The sequence below is a fragment of the Bacillus sp. NMCC46 genome (assembly GCF_002998465.1).
GTDB lineage: Bacteria > Bacillota > Bacilli > Bacillales > Bacillaceae > Bacillus.
Window position 1 is genome coordinate 22,395 of the sequence record NZ_PVQZ01000001.1, and the last position, 19,498, is coordinate 41,892.

Sequence of the window (19,498 nt, forward strand, 5' to 3'; positions counted from 1 at the left end):
GCTATTCGGGGGGCCTTCTTTATTCTTCTTTTAAAAAAAGAACAATCCTGCTAATGCGAAACCTGTAATGAAACCAAGCCCGATGCCATAAGCGGCACCCCAGCCGTAATACCCTCCGTAATAACCAAAGCCAAAGCCGCCGCGAGAACCGCCGACTGGACGAATATACACTTTACGGTTTGTCACCCGCTCAATGCGTCCGACATGTACTCTGCCATTACGATCTGTGATTCTAGCGACTTTTCCCATGTGCTGCTGACAAAGCTTTTGATAGCGCTCCATATTTTTCCTCCTTATGACAAACTCTGTTCACTCTTATCCTATGCGAGAGACCTCATAGAGTTTGGACAAAACATATAGGAGATTCGCTCATTTTATACGGTACATTCAAATAGAATGTGGCTTAGCTGCTTCCGGTGCGCTTGAATCAGATCGTAGTGTGTTTGCAGCGTTTCGTAAAGAGAAGGGGGGATGTGTTCAGATAATTCCATTTCTGTCGGCTCCTCCTGTACCATGTGTTCATCAAATGAGAGAATGCGAAAGTCATGGAATCCTGCTGCTTTTAGCTGCTCCTTCCATTCTTCAAGTGAAAAGAGTGAGTGGAACCCGTAAAAATCTCGTACGGTGGCGAGCTCCTCTGGTGTAAGTGGTGCTTTTAACACAGCTTCATTTGCGATCATTTGACTTCCAGGGGCAAGCACTCGTTTGATCTCAGCAAGTGCAGCAGGAAGGTTTGTGAAGCTTAAAACAGATTCACTGATGAGAAGAGTGAACGCTTCATCTGGAAATGGCAGCTGTTCAATCGATGCTTGCAATGCGCGGATCGGCAGTTCTTCTCGCTCAAATCGCAGGTTGGCCTTTTCAATCATCAAAGGGTGTGTATCAATCGCCTCTACCTGATAACCGATATTTCCTAAATATGCCGCCGTTTGTCCTGTCCCGCATCCCGCATCCAGTATACGTGCATCCGGCGTCAATTTTATATGCTCAAGCATCGTTTTTGTTAACTCAATTCCGCCAGGATGGGCACTGGATACGCCAAAATAGGCAAGCATTTCTACATAATCACTCATAAAATCCCTTCTTTCCTTATCAAGTTCCTCTTTAAAGATTATGCAATGCAAGGTCAAATGGCTTATCTTTTCAAAGAGAACTTCGATCCTTTGGTTGACGGATGAAGCATCGTCCTTGATAATAATGAAAGGAGATAAAGGTGGTGTTTTTTTGAAAAAACAATTTAAGTTCGTGATCGCCATTCTGGTGACAGCGGCCCTGTCCTCTGCGATTACATTTGTGATCACAAAACAAGGGGCTGTCAGTGTCTCAGGAGACGAGAAGTTTAGTAAACTCATGGCGGCGTATACGAAGGTAAAAGATGAGTATTACGAAAAAACGGATGATCAAAAACTAGTAGATGGTGCGATTCAAGGAATGATTGCATCACTTGATGATCCATACTCTACATATATGGATCAGGAGGAAGCCGAAGGATTTAACAACACCATTTCATCATCATTTGAAGGAATTGGTGCACAAGTAGAAGAGAAGGATGGGCAAATTTTAATTGTCGCGCCGATTAAAGGCTCTCCTGCTGAAAAAGCTGGTTTGAAACCTCATGATCGTATTTTAAAGGTGGATGGGAAAAGCACAAAAGGCATGTCGGTCAATAAAGCAGTTTCTCTTATTAGAGGGAAAAAAGGAACGGATGTCAAGCTGCACCTTAACCGCCAAGGAGTGGGCAATGTTGATGTGACGATCACAAGAGACACCATTCCGCTTGAAACGGTGTATGCAAAACTCACAAAAGACAAAATAGGAGAAATCCAAATTACGTCCTTTGCTGAAACAACATCGAAAGAGCTAGATAAAGCCATTGATGACCTCGAGAAAAAAGGGGCAAAAGGCTTTGTCATCGACCTGAGAGATAATCCAGGCGGCATTATGACAGAAGCGATTGAAATGAGTAATGACTTTATCGATAAAGGGAAAGTCATCATGCAAGTTGAAGAAAAAGGGAAGAAAGAAGAGTACAAGGCTGAAAAAGAACGTAAAGTTCATCAGCCGGCAGTTGTTCTTGTAAATGGCGGCTCAGCCAGCGCTGCTGAAATCATGGCGGCGGCTCTGCACCAATCTTCAGGTATCAAAATTATTGGTGAAAAGACATTTGGTAAAGGGACTGTTCAAAATGCACAAAGCTATAATGATGGTTCTAGCGTCAAGTTAACCATTGCCAAGTGGCTGACTCCGGATGGTTCTTGGATTCACAAAAAAGGAATTGAACCACAGGTCAAAGCATCGCTCCCAAGTTATGCAAAGCTGCCATACTTAAGTCCGAAAAAATCGTATCAGCTGAATGACAATGGAGATGAAGTCAAAGCGGCTCAAAAAATGTTCCAAGCGCTTGGCTACAAAGCAAAAGCAAATGGTGAGTACGATCAAGCTTTCCAGTCTATCGTCAAACGCTTCCAAACAGACAACGATCTGAAAACAGACGGTATTCTGACAGGAGATACAACGACAGTACTGATGACAAAGATCCAAGATAAGTTAAAGAACAATGATACACAAATGAAAAAAGCCATTGAAGTTTTGAAAAAAGAAATGAAATAAAGAAAGAGCAGTCCTCATAAGGGGGACTGCTCTTTTTATGTTTACGCGTTGTTTACAGTCGCTTCTGTTTTTTCGTTATCTTTTTCAAAAAGATCATTTATGACAGAATTGTCTGTGACATGCTTTTGGAAGAATGGATTCAAGATCAAGATGACCACAACGTTTGCTAGTAAACCGAGAAAACCTTCATAAAGACCGAACGTGACTTGTGAGATATTGGCTGTAAAGGTGACGATGATGCCAACAACTAACCCCGCAATCGTTGCTTCTCTCGATTGTTTTTTCCAGAACAAGCTGATCGCAATGGCTGGGAAAATTTGAACCATTCCTGAAACGCCAATGAGCTGAAGCGTTACAAGTGCTGTTGGGAAGAGCATCCCGAATAAAAGGGCCAGTCCGATGACGATAAACACCATTGAACGTGTAATGATGGTCAATCTTTTTGGTGATACATTCGGATGAATTAAGTCACGGTATAAATTATTGGCAAATAAATTCGATGCGCCAATGGCCATGATCGAGCATGGAATGAGGGAAGCCAGTGCAATTGTTGAATAAGCGAGGCCCTGCATCACACCACCATATGACGTTTGAATTAAATGAAGAAGAGCAAATCTTGGATTTGTATCTTCAGGTAAGACTAAAAAGGCAATAAATCCAAGGAAGATGACCAAAATCAATACGATGTTATAAAGAGGCAAAAACATACTGTTTTTACGGATGGCATCTGCACTTTTGGCTGTAAAAACCCCTGTTGCCGCATGCGCCCACATAAACAAAGCAAGGGCAGAAACGCCTGAAGCGGTAATGAACCATAAAATGCCTTTAGGACCGCCGTCAGGGATCGTCAGAAGCTGTGGCGCTTCCTTAGCTAACGTATTCACCATCGGGGTCCAGCCGTTAAAATGAATGATTGGCAGTGAAACCACCATAAACAGCATGATGACCCAAACGAGAATATCCTTAATAATGGCTGTATATGTAGGACCTTTAATACCACTGAAAAATGTATAAAGTGCGACTAAAATAAATGAAATAATAACAACTGCATTCACATTAATATAACTAGTACCAGCGACAGTTAACGTATCTTGAATCCCGCTCAGCTGAAGACAAATATAAGGAATCAGCATAAGTACTCCAATAATCGCAATCAAACTGGATAACAGCTTGCTGTCAAACCGCTCACGTGCATAATCAGCGAGCGTTGTGAGGTTGTGATTTTTCGCAACCGTCCATAGCTTTGGTAAGAAGAAATAAGCAATAAAATACGCTAGAACTGAATAGGGGATAGCGAAAAAAGCGACACTTCCAGCTGTATAGGCTGTACTAGTGAGCCCTAAAAAGGTATAAGCGGTATATAAATCTGCGCCTACGAGGAACCAGACGAGCAGACCGCCAAATTTTCTCCCGCCGACAGACCATTCCTCTACTGACTGTCTCGATGATTTATCCCGGCCAGCGGCAAATCCGATGACCACGACGATGAAAATAATACTTGCAGTAATCAATAAAGCTGTTAAATTTCCTTGCATTAGTCAGTTCCTCCATTTGAATGTTGCATCCGGTAAATGATGAATGTGCAGATTGGTGTGAGAACAATCCATAGTAAGAGCCAGAAGTGGAAAAAAGGAAGCCCTATCACAAATGGATGAATACGATTTGCAAAGGGCAGCAGTGCGAGCTGTCCGATGAATGGAATCGCTATAAGTAGTGCCAGTATCAATTTTTTATTCATGATTCCCTCCTGAATTTTTTGTAATTTCATAATAATAGCAGTTGTCAGATTAGATCACAAGACCATTTTCAGAAAAAACAATCATTTTGGCGAATATCATACTAATATAACGCTTTCATTCTTAAAAAGGAGAAAGGGTGAAGGTGAAAAGGGGTAAAGTGAAAAGAAAGTATGTAGGAATAATATTTAAACCAAATAAAAAAAGCCTCAGCATGAAAGCTGAGGCCTTGCCAATTTTAAAGGAAATCAGATACTTGTTCGATGTCGAAACGATTGCTTTTATGAGCTTCTTTCGCTGCTTTACCAACTGAAATCAACATGACTGGCTCATAACGGCCGCTTACATTGAATTCTTTGATGAAGGCGTCTTTACTGAAACCACCCATTGCGCATGTATCATAGCCCATTGCTTTTGCAGCAATCATTAATTGCATAGCAGCTAATGAAGCATTTGAATACGCAGCTTCACGTGCATACTGCTCGCTTTGGTATGCGCCATTGATTTGAGTCATCAATGTTTCTTTGATGTCTTCAGTAATGAAGCCTTGTTCTGCCAGCTCACTGTAGATTTTTTCACCATTTTGATTGGCTTCAAGATCACCTAGTACAGCAATAACAGCTGATGCTTGTGAGATTTGCTTTTGGTTGTAAGCGATTGGAAGTAACTTCGCTTTAGATTCAGCACTATGGAAAACAGTGAAATGCCAATGCTGAAGGTTCCACGCAGATGGTGCTTTAGTTGTGATATCAAGAAGCTCTGTTAACTCTTCTTTTGTCATTTCATGAGTTGTATCATACTCTTTTACTGAAGCTCTTTGTTTTAAAATGTCAATTGTTTTTTGATCAGTCGCCATATGGATATTTCCTCCCGTTTTTGCAAATAGTATGGTACAATAACTAAAAAAGTGAGAAACTTACTTATTGTAACTAGAGCTATTTTAAATTGTATACCGTTAGTTTGTCAAACAATCATGAAAAGAAAGGCTGAAATTTATGGAATTTCAATTATGTCCACACATTCAGCAAGCTTTTTTACTGCTAGGCAAAAGGTGGAATGGTCTCATTATTCATGTATTGCTTGATGGTCCAAAGCGCTTTAAAGACATGACGGACATTATCCCATCTATCAGTCAAAAAATGCTCGCAGAGCGTTTAAAAGAACTTGAGCAAGAAAGGATTATAGAGCGAACTGTTCTGCCTGAGACGCCTGTTAAAGTCATTTATTGTTTAACTGAAAAAGGAAATGCGCTAAATAATGTGTTTCATGAGGTATCTAGGTGGGCAGGGGAGTATACAGAATCTCATGAAAAAAAGGAGCAAGCCTAGTTTCAGGTTTGCCCAAACGTTTTGACTCCTGATGAATATGCTGATGTTAGGCACATGACAAAGGAGGAGAAATGCATGTACCCTCATACTCCGTATTTCCGAGGCGGCGCCCCTGGCATACCGCCATATGAATCCAGAGTCCCTTTGTTTTTTGGTTTTGGCGCTCCTTTAGTCGGCGGACTGCTTGGCGGATTTTTAGGAAGTGCGATTTTTAATTATCCCCGTCCATATTACCCGCCACCACCGCCTGCTCCACCACCTTATGGCGGCGGATATCCACCATACTATTAAGAAAAAAGAGTAAGCCTGCTTCTATATGAAAGCAGGCTTTTTATAATGGAATATCGATTTCAGAGATCCCCGGATCATCATGCTTTAAAAACATAATCTCCAAAATACCATCCTGATACGAAGCCTTCGTTCCTTTTCTTTTTACAGCAGCAGGAAGGACAACTTTCTTCTGCGTGCCTTCCTCAGGAAAATGATCAATAAACAGCAGGTTGGCTGTATGTTTGATTTTTACTTTTTCTGTGTTCGGCCGAGCAAGCTCAATTTTAACGAACACGTGATCAGTGGTTTCGAACACTTCCACTTCGGGTTCTTTTTCTTTTTTGACGTCTGTTTCTCTCGTTTTTTGATGTTGAGAGAGTGGATCCTGAAAAGGGAACTGAGCAGGATAATTGGAGCCGAATACACTTTCCATCACTTGATTGACATACTGCTCAACGTCTTTAGGGTCTGAATTCTTTAAGGCTTCTTTTGAAAATTGCTTTTGAAAAGGGAATAATCGGTTCCAGTCAAACATGCAAATCATCCTTTCTAAATGCCCTGAATTAGTATATGCCCATTCACCTGAGTGCGTGCTATAATATACGATAGGTTTAGAAAGGAATGGTTAGATTGAACGATCAGCAACAATCAAAAGGTGTTCTCTATACGGCAGCATCTTTTACATTATGGGGACTATTCCCTTTATATTGGAAACTGATGGAGCATATTTCGTCAGGCGAAATTTTAGCGCACAGAATTTTATGGTCATTTGTTTTTATGTGCGGTATTCTACTGTATTTAAAACAAGTCCGGCCTGCGATGCAGACAGTGAAGGGGCTCATGCTGGATGGTAAAGCACTTTTTTCACTACTTTTATCTGCTATTTTAATTTCGGGTAACTGGTATGTGTACATTTGGGCAGTCAATCACCATCTCATGCTAGAAGCTAGTTTAGGGTATTATATTAATCCGCTTGTCTCTGTTTTACTAGGCATCATTTTCTTGAAAGAGCGGCTCAATAAATTACAAACCATTGCGATACTAATTGCCGCCACTGGGGTGATTCTTTCCACGATTCAGTACGGTTCATTTCCTGTCGTTGCGATATTACTTGCCTTTAGCTTCGGTTTTTATGGATTGATTAAAAAAAGAATGAGCTTCACGAGTGCAATTGGATTGACAATTGAAACGCTGCTTTTAGCCCCGGCGGCCCTTGTGTACTTATTGTTCTTCTTAAAAGAACCTGTGGTGACAATGAATCCTAACAGCTTCGGATCGCTTGGTCTCTTATTCTTTGCAGGGGTTTTTACAGCGGTGCCACTTCTTTTATTCTCTGAAGGCGCAAAAAGAATTCCTCTTTATCAAGTGGGCATTTTACAATACATTGCACCGACGATTACGCTGTTTTTGGGGTTATTTGTGTATCACGAGCATTTATCTTCAGCTAAAATCGTGACGTTTCTTTGTATCTGGGTGGCGATTTTATTATTTACTACCTCTCAATTACGCATGAAAAAAACAGCGAATTCTCATTAAGTGGAACAAGCAGTTTGCTTTTTTTTGAATGCGGATCATGTCATAATAAGTTGTTACCAAAACTGTAGAGGTGATTACATGTCATCTGCCAATGAGCTTGCAGCCGCTTATCAATCTTTATGGAAAAATCGTCAGCTTGATGTCGATGATATGTCTTCTTTACTCGAGGCGATATGTGATGATTTAAGCGATGCGCGCACTCATCCGCGGGCGAGAAAATCATTCCATCAAAAATATGTGCTCGCTGTAGAGAGAATATTAGAAAGTGAGCTTGAGCATGATCATCAGCTGCAGCTGATCAGCTTACATACAAAAAAGCTGCGAGAATTAATTCAAAATGAAGGAAGGAACCACTCATGAAACCAATTCAAACGGAAGATGTCACAACACATCTTGAATCGTTTTTAAATCGTCCAGTTTTCGTTCATCTTGAAACGACAACTGGTTCTTATTCAGCTCATGTAAATGAACAAAATATGACGGTCGTGGCTTATATCCGAAATGCGAAAGTCGTCTATTCACAGGCGAAAATAAAAGGACAAGGTCCGTACCGTGTTGGAATGAAAACAGAAGATGGCTGGATTTACGCAGAAGGATTAACGGATTATGTGTTTGATGACCATGGCCGCCTGCTGTTAGCAGGGCACTTGCCAGACGGAAAACTAGCGATCTCATTACAAATTAGTGAAACACCATTTCAGGTGTAGAAGAAAGGGTGACGAGTCATGAACGAACATGTACTAGTGATGTTGCCTCACCCAGATGATGAATCCTTTGGGGTTGCAGGTCTCATTGCACAAAGCAGAAAACGCGGAATCCCAGTCACGTATGCATGCGGGACACTTGGGGAAATGGGCAGAAATATGGGCAGCCCAACATATGCCAATCGCGAAACACTTCCTGAATTAAGAAAACAGGAATTAATCAATGCCTGCAAAGAAATGGATATCACAGACTTACGTATGCTTGGACTTCGTGATAAAACATTGGAATTTGAAGACGACGAGTATTTAGCTGATGTGATGGAAAACATCATTGATGAAGTCAAACCTACACTGATTGTCACGTTTTATCCAGGACACGGTGTACACCCTGATCATGATGCGACAGGAGAAGCGGTTATTCGCGCTCTTTACCGTAAGAAAAAAGAAGACCGTCCTGTCACATACTGCATGGCCATTACAAGAAATAGAGAAGAAGTGCTGGGAAATGCAGATATTATGATCGACATTACAGATGTTGCAGATATCAAATTAAATGCACTGAGAGCGCATAGAACGCAAACAGAAGGCATGCTGAGAGAGCTTGAACAGAAGCTGAAAAACAAAGAACCTGTCGTCCAAAAATGGTTCGATGAAGAAATTTTCTGGACGTACCAATGGAATGACTAAATAAAAAAGCAGCTGACATCGATCAGCTGCTTTTTTTTGTGTCGTATTTAGTGATTGAGCGCTTGCTGAAGCAAGCGTTTTTCAATCAATCTGAGGCGGATAAAGAGGACGACGGCACCAGCGGCAAGTCCTGCAATGAGACCAATCCAATAGCCAAATGCCCCAAATGAGGTATAGGTGCCAATCAAATAGCCGGAAGGAAGACCGATCACCCAGTAAGAAACAAATGCGGCAATGAGAGTATAGTTCACATCTTTATAGCCGCGCAGAGCCCCTTGAATGGGTGCAGCAATTGCATCTGACAGCTGGAAAAAGATCGCATAAATCAAAAAGTGCTGTGTCAACTGTAAAACAGCCGATTCAGCTGTGTATAAACCAGCAATCTCTGGTCTAAATAACAAAATGAGTGCCGCCGTACACAATGAGAATAATACCGCCGTTCCAATTCCGATATAGCTGTAGTTTTGCGCGTCTTTATACCGCTTGGCACCGGATTCAAACCCAACGACAATTGTTAAAGCCATTGAGATACTGAGCGGTAAAATATATAAGATAGAAGCAAAGTTCATCGCAGCCTGGTGACTTGCAATCGTCACAGTATCAAAGTGACCCATTAACAGCGTGACAGCTGCAAAGATACTCGTTTCAAAAAAGATCGCAAACCCAATAGGAAGACCGATTTTCAGTATTTGCCCCATACGGGAGATATTGATTCGAGGCAGTTTTTGAAACAAACGAAATGAGGCAAATGGTTCTGCTTTCATGACAATACAAATACTCATGATGAAAATGGCCCAATACGTCATCGCAGATGCAAGGCCAGCTCCCGCACCGCCAAGCTTTGGAAAGCCAAAATTCCCAAAAATAAATACATAGTTTAAAGCAAAGTTAATAGGAAGTGCTGTTAACGTGATGAACATCGTCACACGTGTTTTCCCTAATGCATCAATAAATGACCTGAGTACCGAATAACCAAACAGCGGGATGATACCAAAAGCAAGAAAACTGAGAAAATGCCGCGCAATATCCTCTACGGATTGCTCAAGTCCAAGTCCACCTAATACGTAAGGGATGCTGATTGTACCAATCGCAATCACACCGATACTTAAAAGAAAGGATAAATAAATCGACTGAAAGACAGCCTTGGGAACATCTTTTTTATGCCCAGCGCCCATCAGCTGAGCGACAATCGGCGTAACGGCCATTAATATACCAGCAAGTCCTGTATAAACGGGTGTCCAAATACTAGAACCGATCGCAACACCCGCAAGGTCTTCTGCACTCACTTTTCCAGACATTACGGTGTCTAAAAACGTAATCAGCGAAAGACCCGCTTGAGTGATTAAAATCGGAATCAAAATGGTTAAAAATAGTGTCACCTTAGCTCGAATGCTATTTGTTTCTCTCATCATAAGTTCCTCTCTGAACAGAAATAACGAGAGGATTATATCATGCTATGTAAAAAAATCAATTCCCCGTCGGATTATTTTTCTTAGATGGCTTCGTTTTTTTAAACATTTGGGCATAAATAAAGGAAAGACTGACAACACCTAAAATGCTGCAAGCATATTGAATCACTTTCTGAATGGTCATATTAAGTCACCTCCATATCAATAGAATGCGCATAATTTGTTATTTTATGACAACAAAAAGGAGGAGGGAAAAGGTCAAATGATCAATCGTACGAATGAAGAAGCGCTATTTAAAGTGGACATGAGAACACACTTGATGAAAATCATGAAGGATGCAAGTGACATTATTGATTCCCTTGATGAGATCGAGCAATGTCTACTTTGTGATCTCGAGTCATTACATGATGAGTTTAATGAAATGCACGCAGAGGCTTCCTCGTTTTATTTGCAATCGTATATGGAAGAATTCACACCTGGATTTGCTCAATTTTCGTTAGCCATTGAGAACTTATCAAAACAAAAACACGGGGCACTTATTGTGATTCAAAGGCGTGATGAGGTTGAGAATTTTATTCAAAAAGGGACAAATCTTCATGCGAAAATTAGTGCTTCATTAATAGAAAGCATTTTCTACCCAGGAAATCCACTTCATGATGGTGCTCTTTTAGTCAAAGAGAATACACTCGTATCTGCTGCAAATGTGCTCCCGCTTACTTCAAAAAAAGTTAGTCCTTCTCTCGGGACAAGACACAGGGCTGCGATCGGACTCTCCGGTATGACCGATGCACTTGTTCTCGTCGTATCAGAAGAAACGGGGAAAATGTCGTTTGCGAAAGAAGGAGTCCTTTATCCGCTCACTGTAAAAGAACCTGAAATAAGGAAATAAAAATGAATCGCTGCATTCTTCATTCGGAAGGATGCTTTTTTTCATTTGAGGAGAAAAAACAGCCAATTGAGTAAAAAGTCATTTGATACAGAAAAATTTGTCATGTAGAATAGAACTATGAAACTAGCACCGTGCTTGTTTTGACAAATTTCTAAACGTCAACTTAAAAATTCCTTAAAAAATGTTTATAAATACAGCAAACTGCCGATAGAAACGATATGGCTTTGTTTTAGCATTTTGAGTTGGCTGCTTTAGCCTATTTGTTATTGCCCAACGTCTACATGTCGAGTAATATAATAGAAATAAAGATAAAATAGTGCAAGAGAAGCAGAACCATTAAATGCTAAACTCAAAACTAGTACATAAGTCTTATTGAATGAAATATGAAAGGCGGAGATTCATCTATGAAGAAAAAAGTAGTAACCGGCCTCACAGTTTCAGCGATCGCTGGCTCAGCTGTGTTTGCTGCACCGGCAGAAGCACAGACGATCAAAGTGAAAAGCGGTGACTCACTTTGGAAGATTGCCGAACAGTACAATACAAGTATTTCGGAACTTCAATCTCTTAATCAACTAAAAACGACCATGATTTTTGCAGGACAAAGCTTGAAAATTCCTGGCGCAAAAAACAAAAAATCCAGCTCGTCAACTGGATCAAAAGCAACGAAATCAAATGCTTCAACGACATCAAGCTACACTGTAAAGCTTGGAGATTCTTTATGGCTCATTGCAAAAAATCATAAAATGTCAGTCGCAAGCTTAAAAAGTCTAAACAGCTTAAACAGTGACTTAATTCGTCCTGGACAAAAGCTAAAGGTATCTGGAAGTACGAAGACAAGCGGGGGCCAGTCATCAAACTCCTCTTCAAATTCCAGCTCAAACAATAAGACAACGAACTCAAATAGTTCATCCTCATCAAGTACATACAAGGTTAAATTAGGGGATTCTCTCTGGAAAATTGCGAATTCGCTCAATATGTCGATTGGTGAAATCAAAACATTGAATGGGATAAAATCTGATATGATTTATCCGAATCAAGTATTGAAAGTAAAAGGGACGGCTGCATCAAAACCAAGTCAGCCGAAAGCACCTGCTAAACCAAGCAACCCGCCTTCAAGCGGGAAAGCGACATCTTATACTGTAAAATCAGGCGATTCCTTATGGAAAATTGCGAATCAATTTAAAGTGCAGGTTCAATCCATCCGCACAGCAAACAGCTTAAAAAGCGATGTGCTTAGAATTGGACAAGTTCTAAAAATTAATGGTGCAGCTTCAGGCTCAACTGGGTCGAATGGTTCTACGTCTAACGGTTCGACAACTCCGGTCAATAATAACAAAAATGATGTGCCGATGAATGCAAAAATCACGACGATGATCCAAGAAGGGAAAAAGCTGACAGGCATTCCTTACAGATGGGGCGGCAATACACCATCTGGTTTTGACTGTAGCGGCTTTGTTTATTACCTCATTAATAAAGTTTCCTCTGTATCCAGATTAAGCACAGCAGGCTACTGGAGTATGATGAAACCTGTGAGCACACCACAGGTTGGCGATTTTGTTTATTTCACAACATACAAAGCGGGTCCATCTCATATGGGACTATACCTTGGCGGAGGAGATTTCCTTCATGCAAGTGACAGCGGAGTTGGGATATCGAACTTAAGCAACCCATATTGGAAAAAAGCCTATTTAGGTGCAAAACGTTTCTTCTAAAAAAAGCCGATTTTCGGCTTTTTTTGTTTGCCTATTGTTCAGATTGTCCATACTGATATCAAAAGGGGGCAGTCATATGAAAAAGTCAGTGTGGGTGATCATGATGTGTCTGGTCTTTGTCGCAACAGCATGTCATGCACCGCCGAAAAAAGAAACGACAGAAGAAATCAGCGAGGTTGCAGCACCTAAACAAGCACCAGTTACCACGACACTCATCAATGAAAACGGGCAAAAAATAGGCAGCATCGAAGTAAGAGATTCCTCGGAAAATGGGCTGGATTTACATGTGAAAGCGAAAGATCTGCCGCCTGGTCCTCATGGCTTCCATATTCACGAAACAGGAATATGTGAAGCGCCAGATTTTGAAACGGCAGGGGCTCACTTTAATCCAACACACCGGGAGCATGGATTTGATAACCCAAAAGGCCACCACGCTGGAGATATGCCTAATTTAGAAGTTGGGGCAGATGGACAAATTGATGTTGTCGTGAATGTACCAGATGTGACGTTAAAGGGAGGTCCAAACCAATTAATCGATCAAAATGGACGGAGCTTTATCATTCATGCAGAAGCAGATGATTACTTAAGCAACCCTTCTGGAAACTCAGGGAAACGCATCGCTTGCGGAGCGATTACAAAAGAAATGGTAAAATAACAGATGTCTAGCCTTTATGTATTGAGTGCATAAAGGTTTTTTTAGTATACTTGGTGAGGAAAATGATCGAAGAGAGGAATTAATCATATATGTTTAACGAACAATCACTCCCAGAAGAAATTCAAGCAATGATTGAAGCAAAAGCAAAAGGACTAGAAGAAGAATTCCGTCCGCTTATTGGAACAGGCGGCTATGAATCACAGGATACGTCTATCATACAAGATGCGATGATTGCACTAGCACTCGGCAAAAATGTTCTTTTAAAAGGGCCGACCGGCTCAGGTAAAACAAAACTAGCAGAAACTTTATCTGCTTTCTTTCAGCAGCCGATGCATAGTGTGAACTGCTCGGTTGATCTTGATGCAGAAAGCTTGATTGGCTATAAAACCATTCACAATGATGGTCAAGTTGCTTCTATTGAATTTATTGAAGGACCCGTAACGAAAGCGATGAAAAAAGGCCATCTTTTATATATTGATGAAATCAACATGGCGAAGCCGGAAACACTGCCTATTTTAAACGGTGTACTCGACTACAGAAAAATGATGACAAACCCATTTACAGGCGAGGTCGTTCGAGCAGATGAAGGCTTTGGCGTGATTGCGGCAATCAATGAAGGCTATGTCGGCACAGTGCCTCTAAATGAAGCGTTAAAAAACCGTTTTGTTGTGATTGACGTTCCATATATCGGCGGCGGTATCCTAAAGGATGTACTGCAATCTCAATCTGTATTAAAGGATGAACGGTTAATCGATCAATTCGTGCAGCTCTCATCAGACCTCATTACACAGGCGCACAACGGGCAGGTAAGTGAAGAAGCGGCATCCATCCGCGCACTCCTAGACACATGTGATCTTGCGCAATACATCCCGCCGCTTCGTGCAGTTGAACGAGGGATTGTTGAAAAGCTAGAAGATGACCGGGAAAAAGCAGCGGTAAGAAATATTGCCCAAACATTATTCGAGTGAGGTTCTGACTTTTGAAATTCATCAAATTTAATGACAGCAGAATCGATTCATTTTTATTTATGGAATTAACGGATTTAGCTAAAACGTTAGCAAAAAGTGATGATGTCGAGCTTGAATACGGAGTGCATTCTTACTATGAGCCTTTTGAAAAGAAAATTTTCATCAGCCATTTTTGGGATGATCGTAAACAAGAAGACATGACAGCCGGGCTAAAAAGTGATGTGTTCCTCCGTGCAGTAGGAACTGTTTATAGTGATCTGACTGTCTTTCAGGAAATTATTCGCTATGCCCATACAATTTCCATTCCTGATCTATGTAAACAATTGTTTATGCTGTTTGAAGATATCCGGATTGAAGAGCGGATTAAACGCGATCGCCCAGGAACAAAAAAGGTATTTAAACGAAGAAGAGAGCTGTACCGGCGACACTTTAAGACTCAATTAACAATTAACCAAGAGCGAAGCATTCTAACGGATGCACTCTATTGTGCAATGTATGTGAAGCTGACAGCTGATTCGCCGCTGGAAGAGATTCCGCCTCTTCACGAGCGGATCAACCCAATGATTCCGTTTGTTGAATCAAGTCTTGAGCGTGTATATGAAGCGGGTTCAACCGGAGATATCGCAGTCATTGTCAAAGAATTAATGGAAGGCTTTGATGAGCTTCTTGATAAGGATATGCTGAATACGTACTTTTTCTTCCCGGAATTGGACTATGAAAAAGCGGCAAAAGAACCGCTGTTTCATGACTTGAAAAGAAAACCTAAATTAAGTGAGGACATCAAAGTCGACCGCGAAAAAGAGGGCGATGAAGATATCCACCAGGAGTATATGGAAGTGTGGCATCGAGAAACAGAAGCGCCGTCAAAAAGCTTCCTTCAATTTGATTTAGAGCACGGCGGTAAAAGTGATCTCGGGAAGGATGCAGCAAGAGAAGGCGATGACGGAGATCAAGCACTCGGCACTGTCCAAGGCTCTGCCAAGCAAACATACCGAAAAGATTATTCAAAGCTTGAGGCGCTGGAAGAGGCTGAAGGGGAAGAAAGCGGGGCGGATGCTCATGAGAATGGAAAAGAGAACAAATATGCGTTTCCAGTCATGATTTCACCTGATCCTCCCGCGCCAGAACAAATCGATGTATACAAGCAGCACGCTAAGGAGATTGAGCCTTATCAGAAACGCTTAAAACAGATGATTCAAAAAACGCTCGAACACAAAAAATCATGGCCAAAAACGGACCTTCATGCAGGACGCCTCAGTAAAAAGCTGATTCGGTATTTTACAGATTCTAACCCGCGTCTTTTCTATAAAAAACAGGCACCTTCTTCGGAGATTGATGCTGTTTTCACTTTATTAGTAGACTGTTCTGCCAGCATGTTTGACAAGATGGACGAGACGAAAAAAGGAATTGTTCTATTTCATGAAGCGTTAAAATCCGTTCAAGTCCCACATCAAATTGTAGGATTTTGGGAAGATACAAACGACGCAACCGAAACAAGTCAGCCGAACTATTTCAACACGGTCGTGTCGTTCAAAGATTCTTTATTTGATGCAGGTCCTTCCATTATGTCCCTTGAACCAGAAGAGGATAACCGGGATGGCTATGCGATTCGTCAAATGACAAAAATGATTTTAAAACGAAGAGAAGAGCAAAAGTTTCTCATTGTCTTTTCAGACGGAGAGCCAGCTGCCTTCAGCTACGAACAAAATGGGATCGTCGATACACATGAAGCAGTTCTTGAGGCGAGGAAAAAGGGTATTGAGGTGATCAATGTGTTTTTATCCAATTCGCCGATAGAAGAAGCACAGATAAAAACCATTCAAGATATGTATGGCAAGTTCAGCATTTTTGTACCAGATGTCGATACATTGCCGGATGTCTTATATCCATTACTGAAGAAATTACTGCATAAAAGCATTGGGGCATAAGGTTTTGCCCCTTTCTTCAAAATATTTTTCGGAATGATTTAAATTTTTTGTTTTTCTGTGAATTTTTTATCTTTAATTGAACAAAGAATGTAGAAAGTAATCCGAAACAGTGGTAGAATATTATTGGAAGCGTTTTATTACATAAATTTGGTCATTGTGTTCTGGAAGTTATATCGAGATAGTGTTCAATCACTTGATGATCAAAGTTGGGGGTAGTGTTCAAAATGTTTCAAAATGATGTGAAACAACCGTTGAGTTGGGAAGAATTTCATGGTCCGAACCTCGGCTATGTGCTCGAGCTCTACGATCAGTATGTCCAGGATCCTACTAGTGTTGATGAAGATCTAAGAGGCATATTTGATGAACTTGGTGCACCACCGAGTGAAATGAAGGAGGAAATTGGGAAAAAAGAAAATAGCGTAGTTACTTCTGAACAAATCCAAAAGATAGCATCAGTCGTTAAACTGGCAGAAGACATCAGAACGTATGGCCATTTAAATGCTTCCGTCAATCCTCTTCGCAAAGAAAAGGAATTACAAGAGCTGTTTCCTTTAAAGGAGTACGGTTTAACAGAAGAAGACGTCAAGAATATTCCAATATCTATTATTAGTCCTGACGCACCAAAACACATTTCAAACGGCATAGAAGCCATTAACCATTTGAGAAATACGTATAAGCGTACCATTTCATTTGAGTTTGATCACGTGCATGATTTCGAAGAACGAAACTGGCTCTCAAAATCGATTGAGTCTGGTGAACTATTTAAGAAAAAACCAGCGGATAAACTAGTTTCTGTTTTCAAGAGATTAACAGAAGTTGAGCAGTTCGAACAGTTTCTTCATAAAACATTTGTTGGGCAAAAGCGCTTCTCAATAGAAGGATTAGACGCACTTGTCCCAGTACTTGATGAAATTATTTCAGAGTCTGTTACACAAGGGACTTCAAATATTAACATTGGAATGGCACACAGAGGCCGTTTAAATGTATTAGCACATGTGTTAGGAAAACCATACGAGATTATTTTCTCAGAATTCCAGCATGCGCCAAATAAAGAGCTTGTTCCATCAGAAGGCTCTATCGGCATCAGCTACGGGTGGACAGGTGATGTAAAGTACCATCTTGGAGCAGATCGCCAAATTAAAGACGAAGATACAAAGAGTGCGAGAGTCACGCTTGCCAATAACCCAAGTCACTTGGAATTCATTGATCCAATCATTGAAGGAAGCACACGTGCCGCTCAGGAAACACGTACTCAAAAAGGTTATCCAGCTCTAGACGTTGAAAAGGCATTAGCCATCTTAATTCATGGTGATGCGGCATTTCCTGGAGAAGGAATTGTGGCAGAAACATTAAATTTAAGTCAACTTGTAGGCTATCAGGTGGGCGGAACAATCCATATCATTGCAAACAATATGATCGGATTTACAACAGAAAGCAATGAATCTCGCTCAACAAAATATGCAAGTGACCTTGCAAAAGGGTTTGAGATTCCAATTGTTCACGTCAATGCAGATGATCCAGAAGCATGTTTAGCGGCTGTTCAGCTAGCTGTAGAATACCGCAAACGCTTTAAGAAGGATTTCTTAATTGACTTGATCGGTTATCGCAGATTCGGTCATAACGAAATGGATGAGCCTTCTACGACTCAGCCGATGCTGTACGATGCAGTCAGAAAGCACAAAACGGTCAAGAATATCTTTGCAGATAAACTTGTTACAGAAGGTCTTCTAACGAAAGAGCAGCGTGAAGAAATCGAGCAGGCTGTAGCGACGAAAATAGAAGAAGCCTATCAAAAGGTGCCTTCAAAGAAAGAGCATACGATTCAAGAAATTGAACTGCCAGAACCAGTATCAAATGGCTTCCCAGCAGTGGATACATCAGTAGAATTTGATGTATTACGAAAGCTGAATGAAGAATTGATCAGCTGGCCTGAGGATTTCCAAGTATTTGGTAAGCTCAAGCGGATCCTTGAAAAACGTGCAAAAGTGTTTACAGATGACCGTAAAGTAGAATGGTCGCTTGGGGAAGCACTTGCATTTGCATCTATATTAAAAGACGGTACGCCAATTCGAATGACCGGACAGGATTCAGAGCGCGGTACTTTTGCTCAAAGAAACCTTGTTCTTCACGACAGTCAAACTGGAGATGAATTTATTGCTCTTCATGAGCTGAGTGATGCAAACGCATCATTTACTGTTCATAATAGTCCACTGTCAGAGGGCTCAGTGATCGGATTTGAATATGGTTATAATGTCTATTCTCCTGAAACGTTAGTCATTTGGGAGGCTCAATTTGGAGACTTCGCAAATGCGGCTCAAGTGTATTTCGATCAATTTATTTCAGCTGGCCGCGCAAAATGGGGACAAAAATCAGGTCTAGTGATGCTCTTGCCGCATGGATATGAGGGACAAGGACCTGAACATTCAAGTGGTAGAACAGAGCGTTTCCTGCAATCAGCTGCTGAGAATAACTGGACAGTGGCGAACCTGACAAGTGCAGCGCAATACTTCCATATCCTTAGAAGACAGGCGAAAATGCTGCTTCGTGAAGAGATTCGTCCGCTTGTCATCATGACACCGAAGAGTCTGCTTCGTAATCCGAACACATTGTCTGAAGTCCAGGAATTAACGGATGGACAGTTCCGTCCAGTTCTTGAACAGCCAGGCCTTGTGCATGAACACGAAAAAGTATCGCGCCTCGTGCTATCTAGCGGAAAGGTATCAATCGATATTAGTGATCGTTTTACTCAAATGGAAGAGACGAAAAATTGGCTTCACATTGCGAGAGTGGAACAACTATATCCATTCCCAGCCAAAGATATTAAAGCGATTTTATCGAAACTAACAAACTTAGAAGAAATCGTATGGGTGCAAGAAGAGCCACAAAATATGGGGGCTTGGGGATACATTGAGCCATATTTACGTGAGATTGCGCCTGAAAAAGTAAAAGTACGTTACATCGGCCGAAGAAGACGTTCAAGTACGGCTGAGGGTGACCCAACTGTGCATAAAAAAGAACAAGAACGAATTGTATCTGATAGCTTGACTCGCAAAAACTAAGGGGGAA

General features: G+C 41.1%; 21 protein-coding genes. 13 read left to right on the forward strand and 8 right to left on the reverse strand.

The features are described 5' to 3' along the window. Positions 1-30 precede the first annotated feature (30 nt). Together C6Y01_RS00155 and C6Y01_RS00160 are read right to left on the reverse strand one after the other, a co-directional pair. The gene (locus C6Y01_RS00155; RefSeq protein ID WP_003216113.1) at positions 31-282 is read right to left on the reverse strand and encodes a hypothetical protein; all 252 of its coding nucleotides are present in this window, start codon (positions 280-282) and stop codon (positions 31-33) included. A 92-nt stretch (positions 283-374) separates the two neighbouring features. Further along, positions 375-1,073 carry a class I SAM-dependent methyltransferase gene (locus tag C6Y01_RS00160; RefSeq protein WP_060596696.1) on the reverse strand — a complete coding sequence of 233 codons (699 nt, stop codon included), beginning with the start codon at positions 1,071-1,073 and terminating at the stop codon, positions 375-377. 151 nt (positions 1,074-1,224) lie between these two features. On the opposite strand from C6Y01_RS00160, the gene C6Y01_RS00165 reads away from it, so the two are divergent. Continuing rightward, positions 1,225-2,610: a S41 family peptidase gene (locus C6Y01_RS00165; protein ID WP_034660946.1), complete on the forward strand. Its 1,386-nt coding sequence runs from the start codon at positions 1,225-1,227 to the stop codon at positions 2,608-2,610. 41 nt (positions 2,611-2,651) lie between these two features. Here the strand turns inward: C6Y01_RS00165 and C6Y01_RS00170 are convergent, their stop codons facing one another. From C6Y01_RS00170 to C6Y01_RS00180, 3 genes are all read right to left on the reverse strand, one after another. Next, positions 2,652-4,145 (reverse strand): sodium:solute symporter family protein, encoded by a 1,494-nt coding sequence (locus C6Y01_RS00170; protein ID WP_106037670.1) that lies wholly within the window; start codon positions 4,143-4,145, stop codon positions 2,652-2,654. Continuing rightward, positions 4,145-4,348 carry a DUF3311 domain-containing protein gene (locus tag C6Y01_RS00175; protein WP_034660942.1) on the reverse strand — a complete coding sequence of 68 codons (204 nt, stop codon included), beginning with the start codon at positions 4,346-4,348 and terminating at the stop codon, positions 4,145-4,147. The genes C6Y01_RS00170 and C6Y01_RS00175 overlap by 1 nt, the downstream gene beginning before the upstream one ends. A 236-nt stretch (positions 4,349-4,584) precedes the next feature. Continuing rightward, positions 4,585-5,202, reverse strand: coding sequence for a nitroreductase family protein (locus C6Y01_RS00180; RefSeq protein ID WP_034660941.1), 618 nt, complete (start codon positions 5,200-5,202; stop codon positions 4,585-4,587). A gap of 139 nt (positions 5,203-5,341) precedes the next feature. Between C6Y01_RS00180 and C6Y01_RS00185 the strand changes: the two genes are divergently transcribed. Continuing rightward, positions 5,342-5,674 (forward strand): winged helix-turn-helix transcriptional regulator, encoded by a 333-nt coding sequence (locus C6Y01_RS00185; protein WP_034660940.1) that lies wholly within the window; start codon positions 5,342-5,344, stop codon positions 5,672-5,674. A gap of 75 nt (positions 5,675-5,749) precedes the next feature. Next, complete coding sequence (locus C6Y01_RS00190) at positions 5,750-5,965, forward strand: hypothetical protein (RefSeq protein ID WP_034660939.1); 216 nt, start codon at positions 5,750-5,752, stop codon at positions 5,963-5,965. Between the two features lie 40 nt (positions 5,966-6,005). Here C6Y01_RS00190 and C6Y01_RS00195 read toward each other — a convergent pair whose 3' ends face one another. Continuing rightward, on the reverse strand, positions 6,006-6,479 hold the full coding sequence (locus C6Y01_RS00195) for an Hsp20/alpha crystallin family protein (RefSeq protein WP_034660938.1): 474 nt from the start codon (positions 6,477-6,479) through the stop codon (positions 6,006-6,008). 95 nt (positions 6,480-6,574) lie between these two features. On the opposite strand from C6Y01_RS00195, the gene rarD reads away from it, so the two are divergent. From rarD to bshB2, 4 genes are all read left to right on the forward strand, one after another. Then, complete coding sequence (rarD, locus tag C6Y01_RS00200; protein WP_106037671.1) at positions 6,575-7,480, forward strand: EamA family transporter RarD; 906 nt, start codon at positions 6,575-6,577, stop codon at positions 7,478-7,480. Positions 7,481-7,558: 78 nt separating this feature from the next. Next, the gene (locus tag C6Y01_RS00205) at positions 7,559-7,840 is read left to right on the forward strand and encodes a hypothetical protein (RefSeq protein WP_034660935.1); all 282 of its coding nucleotides are present in this window, start codon (positions 7,559-7,561) and stop codon (positions 7,838-7,840) included. Continuing rightward, a complete protein-coding gene (locus C6Y01_RS00210; protein ID WP_034660934.1) occupies positions 7,837-8,187 on the forward strand; it encodes a YojF family protein in 351 nt (116 codons plus the stop codon). Before C6Y01_RS00205 ends, C6Y01_RS00210 begins: the two co-directional genes overlap by 4 nt. Before the next feature lie 18 nt (positions 8,188-8,205). Next, positions 8,206-8,871, forward strand: coding sequence for a bacillithiol biosynthesis deacetylase BshB2 (bshB2, locus tag C6Y01_RS00215; protein WP_034660932.1), 666 nt, complete (start codon positions 8,206-8,208; stop codon positions 8,869-8,871). Positions 8,872-8,918: 47 nt separating this feature from the next. Here the strand turns inward: bshB2 and C6Y01_RS00220 are convergent, their stop codons facing one another. Together C6Y01_RS00220 and C6Y01_RS19225 are read right to left on the reverse strand one after the other, a co-directional pair. Continuing rightward, positions 8,919-10,280, reverse strand: coding sequence for an MATE family efflux transporter (locus C6Y01_RS00220; protein WP_106037672.1), 1,362 nt, complete (start codon positions 10,278-10,280; stop codon positions 8,919-8,921). A gap of 58 nt (positions 10,281-10,338) precedes the next feature. Continuing rightward, positions 10,339-10,464, reverse strand: a complete 126-nt coding sequence (locus tag C6Y01_RS19225; RefSeq protein WP_262416988.1) for a hypothetical protein — start codon at positions 10,462-10,464, stop codon at positions 10,339-10,341. A gap of 78 nt (positions 10,465-10,542) precedes the next feature. On the opposite strand from C6Y01_RS19225, the gene cdaS reads away from it, so the two are divergent. The 6 genes from cdaS to sucA all read left to right on the forward strand — a co-directional run bounded on the left by cdaS (position 10,543) and on the right by sucA (position 19,491). Beyond that, positions 10,543-11,169 (forward strand): sporulation-specific diadenylate cyclase CdaS, encoded by a 627-nt coding sequence (gene cdaS / locus C6Y01_RS00225; RefSeq protein ID WP_106037673.1) that lies wholly within the window; start codon positions 10,543-10,545, stop codon positions 11,167-11,169. A gap of 404 nt (positions 11,170-11,573) precedes the next feature. Then, positions 11,574-12,881, forward strand: a complete 1,308-nt coding sequence (locus tag C6Y01_RS00230; protein WP_034660929.1) for a C40 family peptidase — start codon at positions 11,574-11,576, stop codon at positions 12,879-12,881. A gap of 76 nt (positions 12,882-12,957) precedes the next feature. After that, positions 12,958-13,536 carry a superoxide dismutase family protein gene (locus C6Y01_RS00235; RefSeq protein WP_034660928.1) on the forward strand — a complete coding sequence of 193 codons (579 nt, stop codon included), beginning with the start codon at positions 12,958-12,960 and terminating at the stop codon, positions 13,534-13,536. A gap of 89 nt (positions 13,537-13,625) precedes the next feature. Next, on the forward strand, positions 13,626-14,504 hold the full coding sequence (locus C6Y01_RS00240) for an ATP-binding protein (RefSeq protein WP_003215912.1): 879 nt from the start codon (positions 13,626-13,628) through the stop codon (positions 14,502-14,504). A gap of 11 nt (positions 14,505-14,515) precedes the next feature. After that, positions 14,516-16,432 (forward strand): vWA domain-containing protein, encoded by a 1,917-nt coding sequence (locus tag C6Y01_RS00245; protein WP_034660927.1) that lies wholly within the window; start codon positions 14,516-14,518, stop codon positions 16,430-16,432. A gap of 224 nt (positions 16,433-16,656) precedes the next feature. Further along, positions 16,657-19,491: a 2-oxoglutarate dehydrogenase E1 component gene (gene sucA / locus C6Y01_RS00250; RefSeq protein WP_034660925.1), complete on the forward strand. Its 2,835-nt coding sequence runs from the start codon at positions 16,657-16,659 to the stop codon at positions 19,489-19,491. The last annotated feature ends 7 nt before the right edge of the window (positions 19,492-19,498 follow it).